Genomic DNA, 23,436 nt, shown 5'->3' on the forward strand with positions numbered 1-23,436 from the left:
ATATGGATCATAAAGCTAAAATGTAAAACAGATGCACCCAACTCATGATACATGAATTCTGTAAGAAAAAAAAGTACAGATTATCTCTACCAAAGAAAGGAGCGCAGAACCTTGAGAATTATTAAACGAACCTTGCTCCTGATCGGCTTACTCCTTATGGTGGCAGCTGGTTATTATTCCTATTCCTTTTATCAATTCGCGCAAAACATATCCAATAATTCGGATGCTCCGAAGGGCAGCACGCCCCTTATCGCTCAGACGGTCAAAGACAAAGGAGACAAATATACGCCACCCAAATGGGAGGGCAAGCAGCGAGTTAATATTTTACTTCTAGGTGGAGATTCCCGCGGTATGGTGAAGAATGAGCTGCCCCGGTCCGACAGTATTATGCTCGCATCGATTGATCCTGTGACCAAGAAAGCGCACCTTTTCTCCATCCTTCGTGATACATATGTGAAAATTCCAGGCGAAGGCGAAGACCGCATCAACACGGCGATTACGACAGGCGGACCGAATTTGGCCATGAAAACCGTAAGCGACTTGCTTGGCATCCCCGTCCAGTACTATGTTTATACAGATTTCAAAGGTTTTATTGCCCTTATCGATGCTGTAGGCGGGATTGATATCGACGTCGAAAAGGATATGAAGTACACCGATTCAGAAGATGACCACGTATATGATATTAATCTGAAAAAAGGGCTCCAGCATCTCGATGGCAAAACAGCACTTCAGTATGTGCGCTTCCGGCACGATGCCTTATCAGACTTCTCGCGTACGGAACGCCAGCGGAAGTTCCTAACGGCAGTAGCCCAAAAAATGCAAACCACGTCATCTCTCATTAAACTGCCAAAAATTTTGAATGCAATGGATCCTTACATTGATACGAATCTAAGTGTAACGGATATGCTGAAGCTCGCTACTTTGGGCTATGAAGCCAAAGCCGACGGCATCGTCTCCTCCCAGCTTCCGCCGACCGATCTCCTCGTCGAGAAAAATGTCCGCGGCGCTGCGGTAATAACAGCGAACAAAGATAAGCTGCAGCAATATGTGAAGGATTTATTTGCCGGCAAGGCGGAGGCGGACACCGGTCCAACGAAGCCATCGCCATCCCCTACACCGAAGTCATCCGTGAAAACAACGGCAAAGTAAGTGACCGAAGATTAACATGCCTCTACTTGGTGCAGGGCTTTAAGCCCCTCAAGTAGAGGCTTTTTGTGAGATAATTAACTACATAAAATTAATTAACGTATCCGCTCGATCCGTTGGTAATGGCAACTCAGTCCGTTACACAGGAGAAAGACAGAACAAAACAAGAAAAACACAACAAAAAACTACATTAAAGGAATGATTTTTTCTTATGGAACGCAAAAACTCCGAGCAGTTATATCAGGAAGCACTGCAGCACATCGTCGGCGGGGTCAACTCCCCTTCCCGCTCATTCAAGGCCGTCGGCGGCGGCGCTCCCGTCTTCATGAAGCGTGCGCAGGGCGCACACTTCTGGGATGTAGACGGGAATCGCTTCATTGACTACCTCGCCGCCTACGGCCCAATCATTACCGGTCATGCGCACCCGCACGTGACCGAAGCGATTTGCCGCGCCGCACAGAACGGCACGCTGTACGGCACCCCGACCGAACTCGAGATCGAGTTCGCCAAAATGCTCAAGTCCGCGATTCCTTCGCTGGACAAAGTGCGCTTCGTCAACTCCGGCACCGAGGCCGTGATGACGACGATCCGCGTGGCGCGCGCCTACACCGGGCGAACCAAAATCATTAAGTTCGCCGGCTGCTACCACGGCCACTCCGATCTCGTGCTCGTGGCGGCCGGCTCCGGGCCGTCCACGCTCGGCACGCCGGACAGCGCCGGCGTGCCTGCGAGCATCGCGCAAGAGGTCATCACCGTGCCGTTCAACGACATTCCGGCACTCGAAGCCGCCCTTGCGCGCTGGGGCGAAGACATTGCCGCCGTGATGATCGAGCCCATCGTCGGCAACTTCGGCATGGTCATGCCTCATGCCGGCTACCTCGAGCAGCTCTGCGCAGCTGCTCGCAAATACGGAGCCCTCGTCATCTACGACGAGGTCATCACAGCGTTCCGCTTCCATTACGGAGCGGCACAGACGTACCCCGGCCTCCCTCTCGTGGAGGGCGGCACAGCCGAGGCGGCGGCGCGCTTCGCCGCCGTCGAGCCAGACCTGACGGCCCTAGGCAAAGTGATCGGCGGCGGACTGCCGATCGGGGGCTATGGGGGCCGCAAGGCCGTGATGGAGCAGGTCGCGCCGCTCGGACCTGCGTACCAGGCCGGCACGATGGCGGGGAACCCCGCCTCCATCTCGGCCGGCATCGCCTGCCTGGAGGTGCTCCAGCAGGCAGGCGTTTACGCCAAGCTCGAGCAGCTTGGCGCGACGCTTGCGGATGGGATCGCGGAATCCGCCGCGAGACACGGCATCGCCTTGACGCTGAACCGTATAGGCGGGGCCTTCTCTACCCACTTCTGCGATCATCCCGTCACCAACTATGACGAAGCGCAGGATACGGATGGCGAACGCTTCGCGGACTTCTTCCGCCTCATGCTGGAGCAAGGCATCAACCTCGCCCCTTCCAAATATGAAGCATGGTTCATGACCATCGCCCATACCGAAGAGGATATCGCTCTAACGCTGGACGCGGTCGACAATGCATTCAAAACAATGAAAACTAGATAATTTCTCAACAAGTGGACCTGCTCCATGTCAAAATACAGGTTTGTACCTGCGAAACTCAAGCAATAACTCAGCACCAATCCGCGTCTGTTTCACGAAGCCAAACTTATTAGAAAATACACACAATTAATGGGGTCTGACCCGAAAATGGAGCCTGTCAGCCCCCTTCCACAGCAGGTATTTCTTGGTCCCTTGCACGCCCAACATGTCCCAGAAGCGAACTATGATCCTATCAGGATCATAGTTCGTTCGTATTTTAAGAGGACTCCAAGCTATGAATAAATTGGTTTTATTCACCAGTATACAAAAAAGGTAACGCTTACATTTGTGTTTTCGCTCTGCAACTATTGTCGGATGAAGTTTTTCATGCTATTCTAAGATTACTTTTACCCTTTTCACGAAAAGTCTTGTTTTCGCAGTATTTTCCTAGAAAGTTAGGGCATGATTTACAAATTCACGTTCGTTTTTTGTATGCGACGCCTTACTTTATAACGGGTCGATTCTTGACTGAATTCAAGGGAGCCATTTCCTCGAAATTGGCATGCTATTCAGTTAAATTGCATTTTTATTCAGAATCTCGCATATTTCGTTTTTGACCACTTTCCGGTCATCCATTGAAAATGCTAAGAGTTGCGGGCTCATTAAGCCAAAATGCAAGAAGCGTAAGTAGGAAGAGGAGTTTAAATATGTATGGGAGGTGACGGTCAGGCGACTGACCTGAGCAATGAATGAAATTATGCGTAATGAAGGCCGTTTTCAAGATCTACTAGGAACCGAACACGACAGCTGCGGTATTATTTGTATTATTGAAAAGAACGGTCATCCTACCCGTGAAAACATCCAAAAAACGATTGATGCCCTTGTAAAAATGGAACATCGCTCAGGATTTATTAACGGCGAAGGCGACGGTTGCGGTATTTTAACTGACATTCCACGTGCTCTTTGGGAAAAGAAACTAACGGATGCTGGCCTGGATGGCAAGCTTGCCTATGACAACCGTTTTTCTGTTGGACACATCTTTGTTCCACGCAAACTTGACCTGACCGTTACCGAGATTCAGAATGGCATCCGTGAGCTATTTGCTGCCCACGACGTATCCATCATTCTCGAGCAAGAAAACCAAGTCGATAGCAATGTTCTTGGTCCTAACGGATTAAACGATGAGCCGACTTTCTGGCAAATCGCTGCAATCAGCAACAAAACGGAAGGCCAAGTGGCTGATCACCTTTTTGAACTGCATATTGCTATTGAAGACCGTTACAACGTTCACGTTGCAACTCTAAGTAATGTAACTTCTGCTTATAAGGTATTGGGTGCGGCAAGCATTCTGCCTAAGTATTTCAACGATACACGCGATCCGCTTTTCGCTTCCCAAGTTACTATCGGTCACAACCGTTATTCCACCAACACACTATCCAGCTTTTTCCGCGTTCAACCGTTCTCCCTGCTTGGGCACAATGGTGAAATCAATACAGTTAAGAAACTTCGTATCGAAGCAGACATGGTCGGCGTACCGCTTGTTAGCGGCGGATCTGACTCCCAAGACATGAACAGAACGATTGAAACGTTCATTCACCGTTTTGGATTGTCCCTATTTGAAGCCATGGAAATGGTTTTCCCTCCTATTATTAATGAAATGAAGCAATTCCGTCCGGAACTTCAAGATCTATATGTATACTACCGCCAAGTTTGGGGTCACTTTGCACAAGGTCCTGCAGGTATCGTTTCTCGTTACGGTAACGAATGTATTTTCAGCGTTGATGCGCTTGGTCTTCGTCCGGTTTGGATGGTTGAGAGCGATTCTTCCCTTTACTTCTCTTCAGAACAAGGTGTTATTACGGTAGGCGAAATGGTTGCCGATCCGAAACCTATCGCACCAGGCGAGAAAGTCGGCGTTGTGCTGACACCAGGAGAACACGTTCAAGTTATTCCTTACCATGAAGTACAAACTCTTGTGTACGAGCGCGCAAGCAAACGTCTGAATATTAGCGGACTTCGCAAATATCTGAATCCTGTGAAAACAGACACACAAGCTGAGCTTAACGAAAATGTTGTAGCAACTGATCAATTGTACAGTGCGTTTGGTTGGGATCGCGACGGCATCTCGCACATCGAGACGATGTCTGAGACAGGCGCAGAACCAATTCGCTCCTTGGGTCACGATTCACCTCATGCAGCAATTGCCTGGGAACGTCAAAACGTGCCGGATTTCATTAAAGAGAGCGTTGCGGTAGTTACTAACCCGGCGATTGACCGTGACCGTGAAATGGAGCATTTCTCGACTCGTGTTATTGCAGGTGCGCGCACTCCAGTTTACTCACAGGTTGATGGAAACCTGCGTCTTGAGCTTCTGGCTCCGCTTGTTCTTGAAGGTACGAATGGCGTAGACAGTGAAGAGCATCTGTCCCAACCTTCCTTTGAGCAATTAGTTGCTTTGTTCCGTGCACAAGGTGACAATGCTGTAGCCGTGCTTTCCGCGACTTTCGCAAGAGGAACATCGCTGAGCGCCGGTTTGGATGCTTTGGCTGCTGATGCTATAGCCGCTGCTCGTGCTGGTGCTGCACTCATCGTTCTCGACGATGCGGGCGCTCACCAAAACGATCGTCTGTGGCTTGAGCCTCACTTAGCCGTTTCCAAAATCGATATCGCGCTTCGTGCAGAAAAGCTTACTTTCGGCGATAACCTGCGCCGTCACGTTACATTAGTCCTTCGTTCTGCTGCTATTCGCAATCTGCATGATATCGCTGTTGCTTGTGGTCTTGGTGCTGACGTCATCTCGCCTTACCTGTTGTTCTCCACAGCTTCTGATAAAGAAGGCAGCGCGGCAGCAGCACGCAAAGTGTATGCAGCTCTAACCAAAGGTCTGGAGAAAGTTATCTCCACAATCGGTACGCATGAGCTTCGCGGTTATACACGTTTCTTCTCCTCCATCGGCTTCCATCCGGAAGTAGCTGAGGTGCTTGATATCGTGAACTACCTTGGCAGTGAAAAAGCCGGAACTGGTTTCGCTCAACTTGAAGTTGAAGCTGAAGCTCGTTATAACGATTTCACTAATCCGAAGGCGAAGGCTGCGAAAAACTTCCGTTTCTTCCAACGCATGTGGAAAGCATTAGGCGATGCCGCTTCAGGAGCTGCTTCTTATGGCGACTACCGCGACAAACTGCGTGAAGAAGAGAAGAAGAACCCGATTTCCATTCGTCACATTGCTGGATTCAATGTTGAGAAAGCACTGGGCGAAGGACGCAAACCGTTGGATCCATCGAAGGTTGATATCTCCATTGGCGATCATTCCTTGCCTATGCTGATTTCCTCCATGTCCTTCGGTTCACAGAACGAAACAGCTTTCCGTGCCTACGCTGAAGCCGGCGAACGCCTGAACATGGTTACCATGAATGGTGAGGGCGGAGAGATTAAAGATATGCTCGGCCGTTACAAAAAAACGCGCGGTGCGCAAGTCGCATCCGGACGTTTCGGTGTTAACGTAGAACTGGCTAACGCGGTAGCGTTCCTTGAGATCAAAATCGGTCAAGGTGCTAAACCGGGTGAAGGCGGTCACTTGCCAGGCTCCAAAGTTACTGCCAAAATCGCAGCAGCTCGTAACGCAACAATCGGCTCCGACCTGATCTCCCCATCGAATAACCATGATATTTATTCGATCGAGGATTTGGCCCAAATCATTTCCGAGTTGAAAGAAGCTAGCGGTCGTAAAGCGAAAATTATCGTAAAAATCCCAGTTGTTCCTGGTATCGGTACAATTGCGGTTGGTGTAGCCAAAGCAGGCGCTGACGTTATTACCCTTTCCGGTTTTGACGGCGGTACAGGTGCGGCTCGTATTCACTCCTTGACTCACGTAGGTCTTCCTACTGAAATCGGTACTAAGCTTGCTCACGTTGCTTTGATTGAAGCTGGTCTTCGTCACCGCGTTGAGCTGTGGTCCGATGGCGGTCTGAAATCAGGAGCTGACGTTGTTAAAATGGTTATGCTCGGTGCAAACCGCGCAGGCTTCGGTAGTATCGCAATGCAATCGATCGGTTGTACAACATGTCGCGGCTGTCACTTAGACACTTGCCACGTAGGTATCGCAACACAAATCGATTCCATGGAAGAAGCTGAAGAGAAAGGTCTTCGCCGTTTCGTTCCTCGACAATTTGACGTAGCTGTAGACAGCTTGGTTCGTTTGTTCGGCGGTATTGGCGAAGAAGTGCGTGAAGTTGTTGCTTCCCTTGGATTTACTAGCTTGCAGGATCTTGTAGGCCGTTCTGACCTGCTTGAGCAAATCAGCCACTTGGATCGCATTGATCTGTCTGACATTCTTCGTCCGGCTCCGCTTCAGTTCGTTTCTGATGCTGAAAGAGCAATGGAAGAAGCAGCAGTATCCTCTGATATCCGTATTGCGGCTGGTGCAGAAGGTCTCGAATTCTTCCCTGAATCCTTGGCATTTGATGCTCCAATCGTTCGTAACTGGTCCAAAGTGGATGCAGAGTCCCGTATTCTCGGAACTCGTTACTCCAGCCATCGCGTAAGAGACCGTTTCGACGGCAGCTACGATGAATTGCCAGCTATCGCTCTGAACCTCGTTGACGGATCTGTTCCAGGTAACGGCTTAGGTGCTTTCAATGCCCGCGGCGTTGACATTACTGTTCAAGGTGGTGCTGAGGATGGTCTTGGTAAAATGGCGTTCGGCGGTAAAGTGGCCATCGTGAAGTCACTTGGCAAAAACAACACCTTCATCAATGGTAGCGTTGGTAAATCATTCGGTTACGGCGCACAAAAAGGCTTGTTCTTGATTCAAGGCAGCGCAGATACACGTGCTTGTATCCGTTTCTCCGGTGCAGACGTTGTATTCGGAGGCGAAATCACTACGCCTCTTCAAGATGAGCTTGGCGGATTGGCAGCTCGTGCGAACCTCAAAGGTTTCGCATTCGAGTACATGACAAACGGCCGTGCTGTTGTGATGGGCGATCCGGGTCCATGGATTTGTGCAGGTATGACAGGTGGCGTTATCTACCAACGTCTTGTACCGGAAATGGGTCTAGATCAAGCAGCAATCGAACGTCGTATCGCCAAAGGCGCTAAAGTTAAACTTGAGCCAGTCGGTGTACAAAGCAAGAAAGATCTTACAGAATTGCTCACAGCTTACCGCACAGAGCTTGCTAACTCCGGCCAATCGGATGCAGCAGCCAAAATTGACGGTCTGCTAAGCAATCTTGAAGCTAACTTCATCCGTATCTCCCCGGTCAACATGCAAGCTGACCAATCCGTTGCTACGGAATAGATAAACGAAAGCTCCACAGGACCTATATGGTCTTGTGGAGCTTTTTCTGTGGCATAATACCAGAAAAACCATCGATACCTTGCATAAAAGAGGCGCGCAAATCACACTTTATTAGTGCAACACCCATCCGCATACCATAGGAGGTTTTGTGCTATGAGCCAATCGAAACGCCGCGAAGAAGCTGCATGGAAAAGCCGCAAACAAGCTAGACATCCACATGGTAAGGTGAAGTCACTGGCCGAATTCGCCAGTGAGTACGACGCGGAACACAACAAATAGCGCACCACCCCCTCCAACGTCAAAAGAGGGACCAACTCAAAGTAACCCGGTTTACCGCGCATCCTAGGATACGCGGTACCGGGTTCTTTGAGTTCGCGGTGGCTATCGGCACTATCCCTTTCACTTAGGGAGCTTGCTTTAGGGAGCTTTAGGACACTTCAACGATAATCTCCTGACTCTTGGGGATATGGCGATAGTGCCTCCCGTCCTAATTAAATGCATCCTTAGCACTGTCCGTAAGCACATAAGTATCCTGCGGCTGACTTGTGATGAAGTGACATGGGTCCCCAAGCGCGAAGATGCACAATTCGTGCATGGCCCGGGTGCAAGCGGTGTAAAACAGCTTGCGCTCATTCTCATGGCCGTACTGATGATGGGAACCATCATAAATGAGTACGGCATCGAATTCCACCCCCTTCGCAAGATACGAAGGGATGACGAGCACGCCCGACTCAAAGGTCGGGCTATGTTTGGTAATGCGCCCCAGCGGTACCTCCAGCAGGGGCGTAAGGGCTTGATGCGCGAGCTCGCTTTCGCTCGCGGTTTTGGTAATGATCGCGATGGAGGCATAGCCTTCGCCCAGCAGCCGCTTCACTTCGGCTGCCAAGTGGCTATGCAGCGATCCGCGATCGCTGGCTTTAACCACCCGCGGCAAAGCGCCGGCGCGGGTGAAGGGCTCTATGGCATCACCGCCGGGCACGATGCCGCGGGTGAACTCCACGATCTCGCGCGTGGAGCGGTAACTGCGGAACAAACGGATGACTTCCGTTTGTTCCGGCCCATACAGAGCGGCGATCGGATCAATTTCGCTGTACGCGGAAGCGTGCGAATATATCGCCTGGCCCAGATCTCCGAGCGCTGTCATGCGGCAGCGCGGGAACAGCCGTTTCAGATAAGCCAACTGAAACGGAGAATAGTCCTGCGCCTCGTCGATAATGACGTGGCGCACGGCGCCGTTCGTCTGGAAGCCGCAGACTGCTTCCATCAAATAAAGGAACGGCGTGGCGTCCTCGTACGGCAGTTTGGCTTGCGCCAGCTGCTCCTCCGTCCGCCAGCAGATTTCAGACCAATAGGATGGCTTCTCCGTTATCAGCCCTCCCGCTCCCGCTTCTTGCTCATCGCGAAACAATTGCCCATAAAGACCAGTCAGATCCACAAACTTAAACTGCTTCACCGCAATTCGAACAGGTTTTAAGTGTTCCTTCATAACAAGCCGAGCAAGGAGCAGCCTTTCTTGATCAAAATCGTCAAAAGAAGCTCCTAAGCCACCTTCCATTTTAAGCAGCCGTAAATACGTACGATGATAGTCTTCGCTGCTGAGGAGTTCAATCTCCTCGTCGACCCAGGCTTCTTCTATTTCAAGCTCCGCAAAGCGTTCAAGCTGCTCCAGCATCCACTCTTTCATCAGGACCAGGCGATTCGGCAGCCGTATGGAAGTATCATAGCTATAAAAGCGTTCCGCCAATTGCGCCGCGCTAAGCACTTCTTTTTCCCGGAATTTAATGGGGTTAAATAACATCCCTGTACGTTCCATATGCTTTATATAAGCCTCGATAACGGTAAGAAAAGCAGTTGAAGACTTATAGTAAATTCCGCTCAGACGTGCCTTATAAGCCTCTTCAGTTACAGGCGTTCCTTCGGACACGCTAGAAGTGCTGCCACTCGTCAAGATATATTCCAGTTGCGCGAAAGAATCCTCCACCTCAAACATCTCGCCCAAACGATGCTCCAGATAAGCTTGGTAGGTCGTCTGCTGCATATTTTCTTCACCTAACTCAGGCAGCACCGTGGACACATAATGATTAAAAAGCGGATTTGGCGAAAACAGAACCATCTGATCGGAGCTCAGCTTATCCCGATGTTTATACAGGAGGTACGCGACTCTTTGAAGAGCGGCAGACGTTTTACCGCTGCCAGCGGCACCCTGCACAATTAGCATATGGGCGCTATCGTTGCGAATGATTCGGTTTTGCTCTTTTTGGATGGTCGCTACGATCGTCTTCATTTGAGCATCTGAACTACGACTGAGCACCTGCTTCAGCAATTCATCACCGATGGTCACACCGGTGTCAAACATGAAGTGAATATGACGGTCACGAATCACATATTGACGCTTCAGAACCATTTGCCCTTCCACGGTGCCATTCGGTGTAGCAAATGCTACTTCTCCCGGCGCAAAATCGTAGTACAAGCTGGAAATGGGAGCTCTCCAGTCGTAGACAAGATACTGACCTTCTTCCTCATCCAGAAAAGATGCAATGCCCAAGTAGACAGCCTCTTCTGTCCGCTCACCGCGTTCGATGAAATCAATACGGCCAAAATAAGGAGAATCGACGAGCCTTCTCAGCTTGCCCAAAGCTTTGGCTGCTTGCCGATGCGTTCGTTCCCGCTCTGACAGCACTTCAGTTTGCTGCCTCATGCTCGCAATGGATTCCACCGCATCTTCCGCCGTACTCATATCCATCGTGACTTCGTCCCAGTAGTGTTTGCGAATCTCCACAACGTCAGATTGAACCAAGCCAACCTGCTCTTCCAACTCTGTCATTTTGACGGACATCTTCGCTGTTACTTCCTGCACTCTTTGCTCTTCTGTTGCCCAAGCTTGATCTGTCAGACTCATTGCAACGCCTCTTTTCTTACCATTTTATTACGATTTGACATGGGGGTTGTTTTGATGCTATAATTAAATTAGGATAATAATGTTTATTTATCCCATTTATTTGAATCATTCTTTATTTTATCAATTAATGAGCCTAAAATCAATAAAAACCCCAGGTCTTTTTGACCGGGGTTTTCTTGCGTTCTTTTACACCTTGAGTATGGGTGTTGATTTCTCATTGCGGTTTCTTGGTTGGGTCTGGCAGCTATCAACAACCACGCTGCTCCCGAATGAGCTGTACGGCTCGGATATGATGCTTTGCGTGGCCTGCCATCATTTTCAACAATTTCGCTACGGACTCTTCACGGTCCTTCGTGATAACGGTCCTTTCGAGTGCATCCGGCAAATGCCCGCACAGTCCAAGGATATGTTGGCGCAAAGCCCGGAAGAGCTGTACTTCTGCATGAATCGGCCGATTGTGGTAATCCAGCCCTACGCTCCAATCATCCTGTGAAAAACCATTGCCTTGATAGGCACGGCCGGGCTCTGCCAATGCGAACTTCACTTTATGAATCGTGACCAATTCCAAGTCGATCAAGTGCAGAACCTGCTCACGAATCGACCATTTGCCTGGAACTTGCGCTAAGCTCAGCTGATTCTCCGTCAACCCGGCTATTGCACTTTCTAATTCGTCAGCCCCTGCCGCATACATTTCTATAATCTCAGCATTGGTTGCGGTTAACTCCTCCCAGTACACAAACGTATATCCATCGATGTCAGGAACAAAAAGCTTATGAAGATGACCAGGGTTCTCTTCTTTTCGCAGCCCTTTGCAGTCCTTGGCTTGCAAGTTTTGCTCCACAGCGTTAACCGAGGATACGCCAACGTAAATAAGATCACCTGCTTTAGGTGAGGAGTACTTGGGCTGCAGCCAACGAGACAGGTGCGCCTCCAGCTCTTTCGGCACAAGCTGAGTAGACGGATTGCGCTGTATCAACACAACGTCATAGTCTATAATGATTCGCAGCAGCGCAACAGGACCGGAGGCTGCTCTTTCGAGCAGCTCCCAGCCCAGCTGTTTCGTATAAAAGGCAATCGATGCCTGAAGATCATCTACCTGCAAAAGCAGCCTCGCCCCGCTATGTTCCATCGTTTTACTTCTTAGCCGCTTGATAGGCCTCGATATATTGCGCAGCCCTCTTCGCGACAAGGCTGTAATTGCCGGTTTTGACCGCTTCGCTGGTCAAATCGGAACCGATGCCGACGGCAACCGCGCCAGCCCCAATCCATTCGCCGAGATTGCTCAGCGAAACTCCGCCGGTTGGCATAATGTTCGCCTGCGGCAGCGGACCTTTAATGGCCTTAATCATCGCCGGCGAATAGAGATTGCCCGGGAAGAGCTTCACGATATCGACGCCAAGCTCCAGCGCCGTCTGAATCTCTTGAATCGTCATGCAGCCCGGCATGACAGGTACACGGTAACGGTTGCAGAGCGCAACCGTGTTCGGGTTAAGCGATGGGCCGACGACGAACTCGGCCCCGCTCAGGATCGCGGCACGCGCTGTCTCCGGGTCTAGGGCTGTGCCCACCCCGATAATCGCGTACTTGGACGCGTCCTGCGTAGTGCTCGAGTAGCGCTTCGCCAACTCCTCGATGGCGCGCAGAGCGAACGGCACGGTCATCGTGACTTCGATGACTTTAATGCCTCCTGCAATGGCTTGGTCCGCCATTTCAACGACTTCTTCCGGCGTTTCGCCACGCAGTACGGCAACGACGCCTTCATTTGATATTTGCTGAACCAGTTTCAATTTTTTCAACGGAATCTTCTCCTTCTTATATAAGCATGCATTTAGCGTTCTATATGTTTAACATCATTAAGAATTGCGTCTACTTGTTCCCAAGTTGGCGCACCTTCCCAATCTCCTTCGGTTTGCACGATCAGGGAGCCCACCAGATTACCGATACGCACCGCTTCCGCATAGTCGTACTCTTTGGACAAGCCTACCAAAAATCCCGCACAAAAGCCATCGCCTGCGCCAACCGTGTCCACCACATGCTCCGCTTTGAAATAAGGAACTGCGGTAATCGAATCCTGCGTTACGACGTAGGTTTCGTTCTCCCCACCTTTGACGATGGAGACAGCGGACAACTCACGCAGCTTGCTAACAATCACTTCCCAGTCTTCCGTCTGGTAGAGCAGCTTCAACTCATCTAAGCCTGGCAAGAAAATGTCAGACAGCTTGGCAAGCTCAAGCAGCACAGGACGCGCTTCCTCTATACTCCAAAGTTTCAACCGCAGATTAGGATCGAAACTGACTTTGACGCCATGCTTGCGGGCCATGCGAACGGCTTCAAACGCAGCTTCTTTGCAAGACTCGCTCAAAGCCGGCGTGATGCCGGTAATATGCAGAATTTTTGCCCCAGCGATATAATCCTCGTCCAAATGCTTTGCGCTCATCCGGCTAGCCGCTGAGTTCTTGCGGTAATAGTACACGGAGGTTTTGCCCATGACCACTTCGCGCATCATAAGCCCTGTCGGAGCTTCAGCCGTTAATTCAGCACGGGAAACATCGACGCCTTCACCGCGAATTTTTTTGAAAATTAGACGACCCATAGGGTCCTTGCCTAAACGCCCAAACCAGCCTACCTTCCCTCCGAGCCGGGAAATACCGATAGCTACGTTGCTTTCCGCGCCGCCAAACAAGCTGTGAAGCTCTGACGAGTACTCCAGCCCTTTCCCGTTTGAAGGCATAAGAAGCGCCATCGTTTCTCCAAAGGTAATAATGTCAGGTCCGGTAACCGATTGAGATTGTGTGTTCGTCGTCATATTAACTCTCCATCCATTTCCTGATCGTTAGTTGAAACGTTTAAATGATATATATACTTCATATTATAGTGTATTACGACCAAATGTACCAGATAGTAAGATTAGAATCTGCCAAGTGCGTCCTTCTGACAGATCGTCTTTCTTTTCGATCCACGCGATCAGCATTAAGAAAAAAACCTCAGACTAATGTCTCAGGTTTGTTCTTCATTAAGTCTCAGCTAAAATCCGGTTGCTTCCGCCTTGACCAGTTCCTGTCTCAGTTCATCATGGATTTGGCCGTTAGTGGCCAGCACATTGCGAACCGCCAAATTGTATTCTCTGCCTTCCGTGTCGGTTACTTTACCGCCTGACTCTTGAATCAACAAAGCCCCTGCTGCAATATCCCAAGCATTCAAACCTATTTCCCAGAAACCGCTAAGTCGACCTGCAGCCACATAAGCCAAGTGAAGCGCAGCTGAGCCTGCGATCCTTAGGTTGCGCACTTTGGGAGATAGCGCATGAATTCCTTTCAGGTTAATCGGCAATGCTCCGTTGCGGTCTGCTGGAAGACCCGTGGCAACCAGACTTCCCGACAGCTGTCCATCCAGTGATACGACTGTCTTTTTGCCGTGCATGTAAGCGCCTTTCCCCTTCTCCGCAACGAACAGCTCATCACGAGATGGGTCGTAAACAACCCCGACAATAATCTCGCCTTTGTGCGCGAGGGCAATCGAAACTGAGAAGAAAGGGAACCCATGAACAAAATTGGTTGTTCCATCAATAGGATCCACGATCCAGAGGTATTCTTCTTCGCTCATGGCTTGAAGCGCTTTGGCCGATGCTTCCGGCCCCGGCTCTACCCCTTCTTCACCGAGAATGGAATGATCGGGGAAATGTGTCATGATCAAGTTGCGGATAAGTTTTTCCGAGCCTTTATCCACTTCGGTCACTAGATCCTGCGGGGAAAATTTTGTATCAATGCGGTTGATATCCCCCATTTTGGTCTTGATCCATTGTCCAGCCTTGGCTGCCGTATTAATAGCCACTGCCGTAAAACTTTTACTGCCGACGACGAACGGCTCCGCCCCACCATTTACCACTTATATCAACTCTTTCTTTTTTATTTAGATCTAGAAGTAAGTTAAGTATAGTAAATTATACGTTTTAAATACTAGTGCGTTTCATCCCAAAATATTCGTACATTTATACATTTTCTTAAAAAGAATCAGAGATTTTCAAATATTTACAATAAAAAAATCCGCACTGCCGATTGGGCAATACGGATTTATGTTGCTATAAAGACATGATAGTCACTTAAATTCCTACGATGTGATAGCCGCCGTCAACATAAATAACTTCACCAGTGATGCCTCGGGACAGGTTGCTCATTAAGAACATCGCTGTGTCGCCTACTTCAGCTGTTTCGGTTGTTTTGCGCAGCGGAGCCTTTTCTTCTACTTGACGAAGAATCGAGTTGAAATCCTTGATGCCTTTGGCAGCCAAGGTACGGATTGGGCCAGCGGAAATTCCGTTTACGCGAATGCCAAATTGGCCGAGGTCAGCCGCCAAATAGCGCACGGAAGCTTCCAATGCAGCTTTGGCAACGCCCATGACGTTGTAGTTTTTCATTGCACGCTCAGCGCCAAGGTATGTCATTGTCATAATGCTTCCGCCTTCTGTCATTAGCGGGTAAATGCGCTTGGAAACCGCAACGAGCGAGTAAGCGCTGATGTCATGCGCTAAGGCAAAGCCATCACGCGATGTGTCGACGAACAACCCGTCCAATTCTTCCGTTCTTGCAAAAGCAATACTATGTACAAGGCCATGGACGACACCGAACTTCTCTTTTAGCGTCTCAGCTAACGTGTCGATTTCAGCATCTACCGTTACGTTACAAGGCATAAGCGTTGAGCCGGGAATCGTATCAGCAAGCTTGCGCACGCGCTCCTCAACACGCTCATTTTCAAACGTAAACACCAAATTTGCTCCTTGTGCCGCTAAAGATTGTGCAATAGCCCATGCGATGCTGCGATCATTGGCAACACCCATGACAAGTATATTTTTTCCTTCTAACAGTTGACTCATGGCCGTTAAAAACCCCTCTCAACATTGGATTATGCGTCATTCATACCCATTCTCCAAAGTACCCCATTTTGCCAAACAATTCAAGAAATAAATCTGAATCGCTACAGCTGGATCGAGGCTTGATCGAGTATGGTCACGCCCTCTTGGAGCTTAAAATCCTCCATCAAGCGAAATAACGCCTCATCCTTCATTTTGGCTTCAATCATAATATCAAGCCTAGGAGTAATTGGCGCTATGGCGCGAAGAAAGGTAAGAAGGGGGCCTACCTCCACGTAGTCGGCGTGGCTTCTCGGTTCTGTTTCGCTTTTGGGACTTGAAACGTGAATTTTGGGTGGAAGCCTCTCTTCGGGTTGTTGCACCTGCTGCTCTGAATCCGGTCTTTGCCACGTTTGCTGGATGCGCGGCCACAGCTCCGAAGCATCCTCGCCCTCGTTATTCACCGCATGATGATGAACATCCAAAACCATAGGAACCCCAACCGCTTCAGCGATGTCGAGCGTCTCCTGTGCGTTGAATGTTTTATCGTCATTCTCTAGGGTAATCCGCCTTTGAATCTCCGGGCGCAGCGCGGCAAAATTCTGAATAAATCGCTTTGCCGCTTTCTTCTTATCCCCATAGGAACCGCCTACATGGATGTTGCATTTGGCTTCCTCGCCACTAAGCCCCATCGCATTCAGCATCGCATTATGCCGCTCCAGATCCAGCACGGATTTCTGCAGAACATCCGCCTTGGGCGTACTCAGAACGGTGAAATGATCCGGATGAAAGCTTACGCGCATGCCTGCCTGCTTGGCATAGGTGCCAAGCTCTTCGAATTCAGCTGAAAGCACCGGGATGGGATCCCAGTCTCCTAACATCTCATGCCCGATGAGGGGAATGAATCTGGAAGAGAAGCGGAACACCATAATATCGTGAGCCCGGTTATGCCGCAGCAATCTCAACGTATTATGCAAATTTTCCGCACCCAGGCGTTCCAGCTTCCGGATAGCAGCCTCCCGGTCCAGCAGCTTGCTGAAGCTCGTGGCCGTCATTGTTTTGGACGGTGAGGCATTTTTGACGACCGTCGACATCGCCACATACCCAAGGCGAATAATCATGCAGTTGTAACCTCCAAGATGTTAAGGTAAAAATCCAGGATTAGGTTACCCGTAAGACCTATGGTACATTCATCTTTTTCTTCGTTCCCTCCTTAACAGAGTGCGCCTATCAGAGAGCTGCTAGGACGAAAGTGCCGCTATGATTTTAAAACTGCAATATGCAGTTATGGCTATGGGCAGAGGGCTCAGAGCCAGCATGCCGAGTCTAGTGGCTCGGTCTTCTTTTCGCAGGATCAGCAGATTGCCGAATAGCCAGACAATCAGGTACACGAGCAAAGCTCCGGCAGCCATGTATTTTTCATGGGTCGTTGAGGGGGCCATGAAACCATAGAAGCCGAAAATCAAATAAATCATCACGAACGGTGTCGGTATCCCGAGCACGATATTAAAAAGCCAATAGGCGGTAAATTTCATCGGATTCATCCCTTCGCTGAGAAGTCTACAAAGTTCATTGTAGCTGTGAAGGTTCCGGAAAATAAGTACTAACTTCTTATAGTACCTTCGCAGAAGAAAAGCTAGCGGAGGATACTCCGTTAGGTCACTTTCTGTGCTATGCGATAGGTATGCTGGGCTTAGGGGCTTGGGTGGGCTTCTGTGAAAAACATCCCAAGCAAAGAGCTTTATCAGTCCTTGGCTGCACTATTGAGATCTCCTACGTTGTACTTCGTATAACATTATGGCTGCAATTTGGCCTCAGTCTCCCCTATGTTGTACTTTGTACAACATTTTGAGCCGAAAACCGCTGTTTTCGGCCCAACGCCGCTAAAATGATTGCACTTTGTACAACGTAGACTACGATTGCGAGGCACACACCACTTTTATGTTGCACAAAATACAACGAAGCAGCAAAGGCTACACCCTAAATAGCCCAGAAGCCCTCCTTAAAACCCAAAAAGACACCGTCCTCAACGGACGATGCCTTCGTGTTAACTACCTATTAAACTTGCTCGCCAAAAAACATCTCATAAGCAAGTTTCGTCTGAACCTGTGCCTCTTCCTCCGTCAATCGGCGCACCAGCTCCATCTCCACCTGCGTCACTTCTTCACCTTGGAAATTGATTTCCGCGATGGAAGCGACGATTTTGACGATGGCGATCGCTTCATTGTCAGGGGTGTAGGCAATAACCTTCTGCCCTGTCGGGAAGACGCGGAAGCCGCTTTTGACCATTTTGCCGCGGCCATACTCTAGAAGCTCGAAGAGCTCCTGCGAGGACTTAAACTTACAGACCGAATTAAACTCCGTTTGGAATCCCATTAGCATCTACTCCACATCAAAAGAATATTGGATACTTTGCTTAGCTGAGTGCCGCTCTATCGCCAGACGAATGAGATCGTCCAACAGCTCGCCATACGGCTTACCGGATTCCTGCCACAGCAGTGGGTACATGCTGTAAGGCGTGAAGCCCGGCATCGTGTTAATTTCGTTGATATAAATCTTTTGATCGGCCTTACCTAGGAAAAAGTCTACGCGGGATAAGCCGCTGCCATCTACAGCCAAGAAAGCTTGGAGCGCCAGTTGTCTGACCTGCTCAGCGGTTTCGGCCGGAATGTCAGCCGGGATCACCATCGCGGATTTGCCGTCGATATATTTGGCTTTGTAGTCGTAGAACTCGTTCGACGAAACAATTTCACCCACAACTGACGCTTGAGGTTCATCATTCCCGAGTACCGCAACTTCAATCTCACGGGCATCGATATTTTCTTCAATAATGACTTTGCGGTCATATTGGAAGGCGAAACTAACCGCTTGTATTAACTCCTCTTGGTTCCTTGCTTTGGAAATGCCAACGCTGGAGCCTAGATTAGCCGGCTTCACGAAACACGGGTAGCCAATGGCCGTTTCGAGCTCAACAAGGTGATAGGCGCGATTCTTTTCCCATTCTGTCCGGGTGAAGTGACGGAAAATACATTGTGGAAGCCCCTCTTGTGCAAAAACTTTCTTCATCATAACTTTATCCATGCCGACCGCGGAAGCAAGCACGCCTGCTCCTACGTAAGGGATATTCGCCATTTCCAACAAGCCTTGAATCGTCCCGTCCTCGCCAAACGTACCATGCAAAAGCGGGAAAATGACGTCGATGCCTTCCTTCGTTCCAGCCGCTGCGGCAGAAGCGATCGTTACGTCGCCTTTAGTTTGAACAGCTCCGAAAATAGGTGCTAATGCATTACTAACAGGTGCATTCGCGGAGTCACCGCTGCTGAACGTCAATACCTCTTTCGATGCAACGGGAGCCAAGAGAGGCGCACCGCTTTTCCATTCTCCTTTTTTGGAGATGTAAAACGGTACAACTTCATATTTGGTGAAGTCTACGGCTTTCATAACTGCCATTGCCGTTTGCAAGGACACGTCATGCTCTCCTGATTTCCCTCCGTAAATTAGACCAACTCTTATTTTGCCGCTCATTACGTACCTCCGTCTAGTCGTTCTATTCCTTTCAAAGTACCTATCCCATTTCATCAGCAACCCGAACGAAAACGTATTTGGTCCGTTCCGTCCAAGCAGGCGAATCTTTATAAGCCCAATAGCGATTGCGGCTATTATACGTGTGTGCATTGACGAGTGGCATGCCGTTGGCATCTTTGCCCGTCACAATAACATTGTGCTGGTAGCGGCCATCGCCGTCCCAGTCATAGCTGATGGTGTCGCCCGGCTGAAGCTCTCTCGGATCTTGAACGGCATGGCCGTGTAACCCTTTACGGCTGTGCGTAAAGAAGGTTTGCAAACTATTGGCGACTGCCCAGCTGAAGCTCCACAGCTCTTGATTGCCTCTTCTGCCAGCGTACCACCAACCCAAATCCCTTTTCCCAGTATAGTCCATTGGAGCCCCGCCTGCAAAGAGGCATTGCGAGACATAATTGGTGCAATCCACTTCGAACTCCTCGTATTTTGGATTCGGCGTCTGCCACCACGTTTCCGCATATTGGACGGCTTTGGGACGGTTATAAATGATTTTGCGAGGAACGAATTCCTGAGCTGCGCTGTTGAGTATACTATAGTTGATATAAGGAAGGGATGGCGCTCTCCGCACACCCTCCGCAAACGCTTCTTGCTCAGTGAAAAAGACGCCCCGCTGCTTGTTCGGAGACGATTTTTCCCCATGAAGGGACTCTGAGCTTCTCACCAGCCAACGGTTCGCGTTGCTATCAATGAGGACTCGCTCGGGCTCAATGCGCTCCTCCACATGAGTGGCTGAACCGATCCTGTAGTGTAAAAATCGGTGCAATGCGACATCTGCAATAATCCCTTGTGCCGATTCTCTGACGCCGGCGAGGCGCAGCTTCGTTTCCCCACGCAGCAGCTTGGCGTCGCGGTCGCGAAAGCTTTCCAGGAGCCTGCGTACTCTGACATCCTGTTTGTGTACATAAGCGCTGTCTGAAACATAAGCTTCCAAATGTGCTGCAGAGCCTTCAAGCTCTGACTGATTTTTGGCGTGGACGTAATTATAGAGCGCTGTTTTCCAGGACATCGGGATACCCTCCTAAAAAGTTTTTTGCTAGGAAAGTTAGGTGCGCAATCTCTTGTTGTATTTGAAACTTTATTTATGGAAAGAACGTTTTTGCGGCAAAATAACAATCATCTTAGGACGAGCCCGATTTGCTTTGAATTGATTCAATATATGACATTTGTACGGTAAAAATGATTGAAATAAATCTTTACTCACACACAGCGAAACGCTATACTTGAAGTAGGGGATTAATGAAATTGAGTTTCATTAGATGAAACCAATGGATGAAGATATTAAAGGAGGAATAACCTATGTCCAACAAGGACACTTTTTCTGTGCGTAAGCAGTTAACTGTCGGAACACAATCGTTCCAATACTACAGTCTTCCTGACTTTGAGAACCAAGGTCACGGTACTGTTAGCAACCTTCCTGTTTCCATTCGAGTTTTGCTTGAAGCCGCTATCCGTCAATTCGACGGCCGCGCTATTACAAGCGAACACGTTAAACAAATCGCCGGCTGGGCTGAAGGCCGTGACGACAACAAAGAAATTCCTTTCATTCCTGCTCGTATCGTTCTTCAGGATTTCACGGGTGTACCTGTCGTCGTTGACCTTGCGGCAATGCGTGCGACTATGGCTCGTGAAGGTGGAGATCCAAAACGGATCAACCCTCTTGTTCCTGTAGACCTTGTTATCGACCACTCTGTCATGGTTGACGCTTTCGGATCCCCGGATGCGCTTGACATGAACATTAACTTAGAATTCGAAAGAAACGAAGAGCGTTACCGTTTCCTTCGTTGGGCACAAACAGCATTCGACAACTTCCGTGCGGTTCCGCCTTCAACAGGTATCGTTCACCAAGTTAACTTGGAGTACCTTGCTTCTGTTGCAGCTACAAGAACAATCGATGGCGAAACGGTTGTCTATCCGGATTCCCTCGTTGGTACAGACTCCCATACAACAATGATCAATGGTCTTGGCGTTGTAGGTTGGGGCGTCGGCGGTATTGAAGCTGAAGCCGGTATGCTTGGACAACCGCTTTACTTCGTAGCTCCGGACGTTGTCGGTTTCAAATTGACAGGCCACTTAGCAGAAGGCGCTACTGCGACTGACTTGGCTTTGACTGTTACACAAATTTTGCGTAAAAAAGGCGTTGTTGGTAAATTCGTTGAGTTCTTCGGTCCTGGTCTGAGCAACATCTCCTTGGCTGACCGCGCAACTGTAGCGAACATGGCTCCTGAGTATGGCGCAACAATCGGTTTCTTCCCGGTAGATAGCGAAACATTGAACTACCTGAGAGCAACTGGCCGTGAAGAAGAGCAAATCGCACTCGTAGAAGCTTACTACAAAGCACAAGGCATGTTCCGTACTGACTCCACACCAGATCCAGTATTCACAGATGTGATCGAACTTGACCTTGGAACCGTAGTACCGAGCTTGGCTGGTCCTAAACGTCCTCAAGACCGCGTTGAGCTTACGAACATGAAAGAGTCCTTCAACTCCATCATCCGTACGCCAATCGACAAAGGTGGATACGGTCTAACTGAAGAGAAAATCAACGAAGAAGTTGATGTGGTCTACCCTAATGGCGAGACGGTTAAAATGGGAACAGGTTCCGTTGTAATCGCAGCGATCACTTCCTGTACGAACACATCCAACCCAAGCGTTATGCTAGGTGCAGGTCTTGTAGCTAAGAAAGCCGTCGCTCTCGGTTTGAGAAAACCGGCATTCGTGAAGAGCTCCTTGACGCCAGGTTCCCTGGTAGTTACTGAGTACCTCAAGAAAGCTGGCTTGCTTGAGTCCCTAGAAGCACTAGGATTCCACGTTGCAGGTTACGGCTGTGCAACATGTATCGGTAACTCCGGTCCGCTTCCGGAAGAAGTAAGCAAAGCCGTTGCTGACAACGATATGACGGTAGCTGCCGTTATCTCCGGTAACCGTAACTTTGAAGGCCGCGTTCACGCTCAAGTGAAAGCTAACTACCTTGGATCACCTCCACTTGTTGTTGCCTATGCGCTTGCAGGTACAGTAAACATTGATTTGGCTAACGATCCAATCGGTTACGACCAAAGCAATCAACCTGTCTACCTCAAAGACATCTGGCCTACAAACCAAGAGATTCAAGAAGCTCTTGGCGTAGCAATGAGCCCGGACATGTTCCGTGACAAATACAACAACGTATTCCGTGCGAATGAGCGTTTCAACGAAATCGCGATTCCGGAAGGCGATCTGTACGAGTTCGATACGAACTCCACTTACATTCAAGAGCCTCCGTTCTTCACAGACCTGGGTACGGTTCTGGATGATATCGCGGATATCCGCAGCGCGAAAACTTTGGCACTGCTCGGCGATTCCGTTACAACGGATCACATCTCCCCTGCAGGTAACATCAAAGTTGACAGCCCTGGAGGTCAATACCTGATCAACCATGGTGTAAAAAGAGAAGACTTCAACTCCTACGGTTCCCGTCGTGGTAACCACGAAGTGATGATGCGCGGAACGTTCGCGAACATCCGTATTCGTAACCAAGTGGCACCAGGAACAGAAGGCGGCGTAACCACTTACCTGCCAACTGGCGAAGTAGAGTCCATCTACGATGCATCCATGAAATACCAAGCTGAAGGTCAAAACCTTGTCGTTATCGCTGGTAAAGAGTACGGAACTGGAAGCTCCCGTGACTGGGCGGCAAAAGGTACATTCCTGCTTGGCGTTAAAGCCGTTATCGCTGAAAGCTTCGAGCGTATTCACCGCAGTAACCTTGTGGGTATGGGCGTTCTTCCGCTTCAATTCCTTGAGGGAACAAGCTGGAAAACACTAGGTATCACAGGTCGCGAAACATTCGATATCACAGGTTTGAGCAACGATGTTCAACCAGGTTCGACGGTTAAAGTGACAGCAACTCGTGAAGATGGTACAACTTTCGATTTCAACGCACTTGTTCGTCTGGACAGCTTAGTTGATGTAGACTACTACCGTAATGGCGGTATTCTGCAAACCGTTCTTCGCCAAATCTTGGCTGAGAAAAACTAATTAATCATCCAACTAAAACCTTATATACAACCAAGGACAAACGCGCTCGTCCTGTTAGGACGAGCGCGTTTGTCAAGGTAGATGCGAAGCAAAAGTATAAAACTCACACTTTCTTATCT

16 protein-coding genes are annotated in these 23,436 nt (G+C 49.4%); 5 read left to right on the forward strand and 11 right to left on the reverse strand.

Translation table 11 applies throughout. The annotated features are described in order from the left end of the window. The first annotated feature begins 120 nt into the window (after positions 1-120). The 4 genes from J2Z65_RS18675 to J2Z65_RS35335 all read left to right on the forward strand — a co-directional run bounded on the left by J2Z65_RS18675 (position 121) and on the right by J2Z65_RS35335 (position 8,255). The gene (locus J2Z65_RS18675; RefSeq protein ID WP_420850763.1) at positions 121-1,149 is read left to right on the forward strand and encodes an LCP family protein; all 1,029 of its coding nucleotides are present in this window, start codon (positions 121-123) and stop codon (positions 1,147-1,149) included. Between the two features lie 208 nt (positions 1,150-1,357). Further along, positions 1,358-2,704, forward strand: a complete 1,347-nt coding sequence (locus J2Z65_RS18680; protein ID WP_167052735.1) for a glutamate-1-semialdehyde 2,1-aminomutase — start codon at positions 1,358-1,360, stop codon at positions 2,702-2,704. Between the two features lie 721 nt (positions 2,705-3,425). Beyond that, positions 3,426-7,976, forward strand: a complete 4,551-nt coding sequence (locus tag J2Z65_RS18685) for a glutamate synthase-related protein (RefSeq protein ID WP_240159481.1) — start codon at positions 3,426-3,428, stop codon at positions 7,974-7,976. A 153-nt stretch (positions 7,977-8,129) separates the two neighbouring features. Beyond that, entirely contained in the window at positions 8,130-8,255 is a 126-nt protein-coding gene (locus tag J2Z65_RS35335; protein WP_240159482.1) for a DUF6254 family protein, read from the forward strand. Positions 8,256-8,463: 208 nt separating this feature from the next. Here the strand turns inward: J2Z65_RS35335 and helD are convergent, their stop codons facing one another. From helD to J2Z65_RS18740, 11 genes are all read right to left on the reverse strand, one after another. Beyond that, complete coding sequence (gene helD / locus J2Z65_RS18690) at positions 8,464-10,875, reverse strand: RNA polymerase recycling motor HelD (RefSeq protein WP_167052737.1); 2,412 nt, start codon at positions 10,873-10,875, stop codon at positions 8,464-8,466. Positions 10,876-11,122: 247 nt separating this feature from the next. Beyond that, positions 11,123-12,004, reverse strand: coding sequence for a DinB family protein (locus tag J2Z65_RS18695; RefSeq protein WP_167052739.1), 882 nt, complete (start codon positions 12,002-12,004; stop codon positions 11,123-11,125). A 4-nt stretch (positions 12,005-12,008) separates the two neighbouring features. Then, positions 12,009-12,671 carry a bifunctional 2-keto-4-hydroxyglutarate aldolase/2-keto-3-deoxy-6-phosphogluconate aldolase gene (locus tag J2Z65_RS18700; RefSeq protein WP_167052741.1) on the reverse strand — a complete coding sequence of 221 codons (663 nt, stop codon included), beginning with the start codon at positions 12,669-12,671 and terminating at the stop codon, positions 12,009-12,011. Positions 12,672-12,703: 32 nt separating this feature from the next. Beyond that, positions 12,704-13,681, reverse strand: a complete 978-nt coding sequence (locus tag J2Z65_RS18705; protein WP_167052743.1) for a sugar kinase — start codon at positions 13,679-13,681, stop codon at positions 12,704-12,706. 218 nt (positions 13,682-13,899) lie between these two features. Then, a complete protein-coding gene (locus J2Z65_RS18710) occupies positions 13,900-14,760 on the reverse strand; it encodes an inositol monophosphatase family protein (protein ID WP_167052745.1) in 861 nt (286 codons plus the stop codon). 214 nt (positions 14,761-14,974) lie between these two features. Then, positions 14,975-15,745: an enoyl-ACP reductase FabI gene (gene fabI / locus J2Z65_RS18715; RefSeq protein WP_167052747.1), complete on the reverse strand. Its 771-nt coding sequence runs from the start codon at positions 15,743-15,745 to the stop codon at positions 14,975-14,977. Positions 15,746-15,846: 101 nt separating this feature from the next. Beyond that, the gene (gene uvsE / locus J2Z65_RS18720; RefSeq protein ID WP_167052749.1) at positions 15,847-16,842 is read right to left on the reverse strand and encodes a UV DNA damage repair endonuclease UvsE; all 996 of its coding nucleotides are present in this window, start codon (positions 16,840-16,842) and stop codon (positions 15,847-15,849) included. A gap of 120 nt (positions 16,843-16,962) precedes the next feature. Then, a complete protein-coding gene (locus J2Z65_RS18725; protein ID WP_167052751.1) occupies positions 16,963-17,256 on the reverse strand; it encodes a hypothetical protein in 294 nt (97 codons plus the stop codon). A 523-nt stretch (positions 17,257-17,779) separates the two neighbouring features. Next, a complete protein-coding gene (locus tag J2Z65_RS18730) occupies positions 17,780-18,097 on the reverse strand; it encodes a hypothetical protein (protein WP_167052753.1) in 318 nt (105 codons plus the stop codon). Between the two features lie 6 nt (positions 18,098-18,103). Further along, positions 18,104-19,246 carry a D-alanine--D-alanine ligase gene (locus J2Z65_RS18735; protein ID WP_167052755.1) on the reverse strand — a complete coding sequence of 381 codons (1,143 nt, stop codon included), beginning with the start codon at positions 19,244-19,246 and terminating at the stop codon, positions 18,104-18,106. A 40-nt stretch (positions 19,247-19,286) separates the two neighbouring features. Continuing rightward, positions 19,287-20,309 carry an amidase domain-containing protein gene (locus J2Z65_RS18740; RefSeq protein ID WP_167052756.1) on the reverse strand — a complete coding sequence of 341 codons (1,023 nt, stop codon included), beginning with the start codon at positions 20,307-20,309 and terminating at the stop codon, positions 19,287-19,289. A 290-nt stretch (positions 20,310-20,599) separates the two neighbouring features. Between J2Z65_RS18740 and acnA the strand changes: the two genes are divergently transcribed. After that, positions 20,600-23,317 (forward strand): aconitate hydratase AcnA, encoded by a 2,718-nt coding sequence (acnA, locus tag J2Z65_RS18745; RefSeq protein WP_167052758.1) that lies wholly within the window; start codon positions 20,600-20,602, stop codon positions 23,315-23,317. Positions 23,318-23,436 lie beyond the last annotated feature (119 nt).

Source organism: Paenibacillus aceris, assembly GCF_017874035.1.
GTDB lineage: Bacteria > Bacillota > Bacilli > Paenibacillales > NBRC-103111 > Paenibacillus_E > Paenibacillus_E aceris.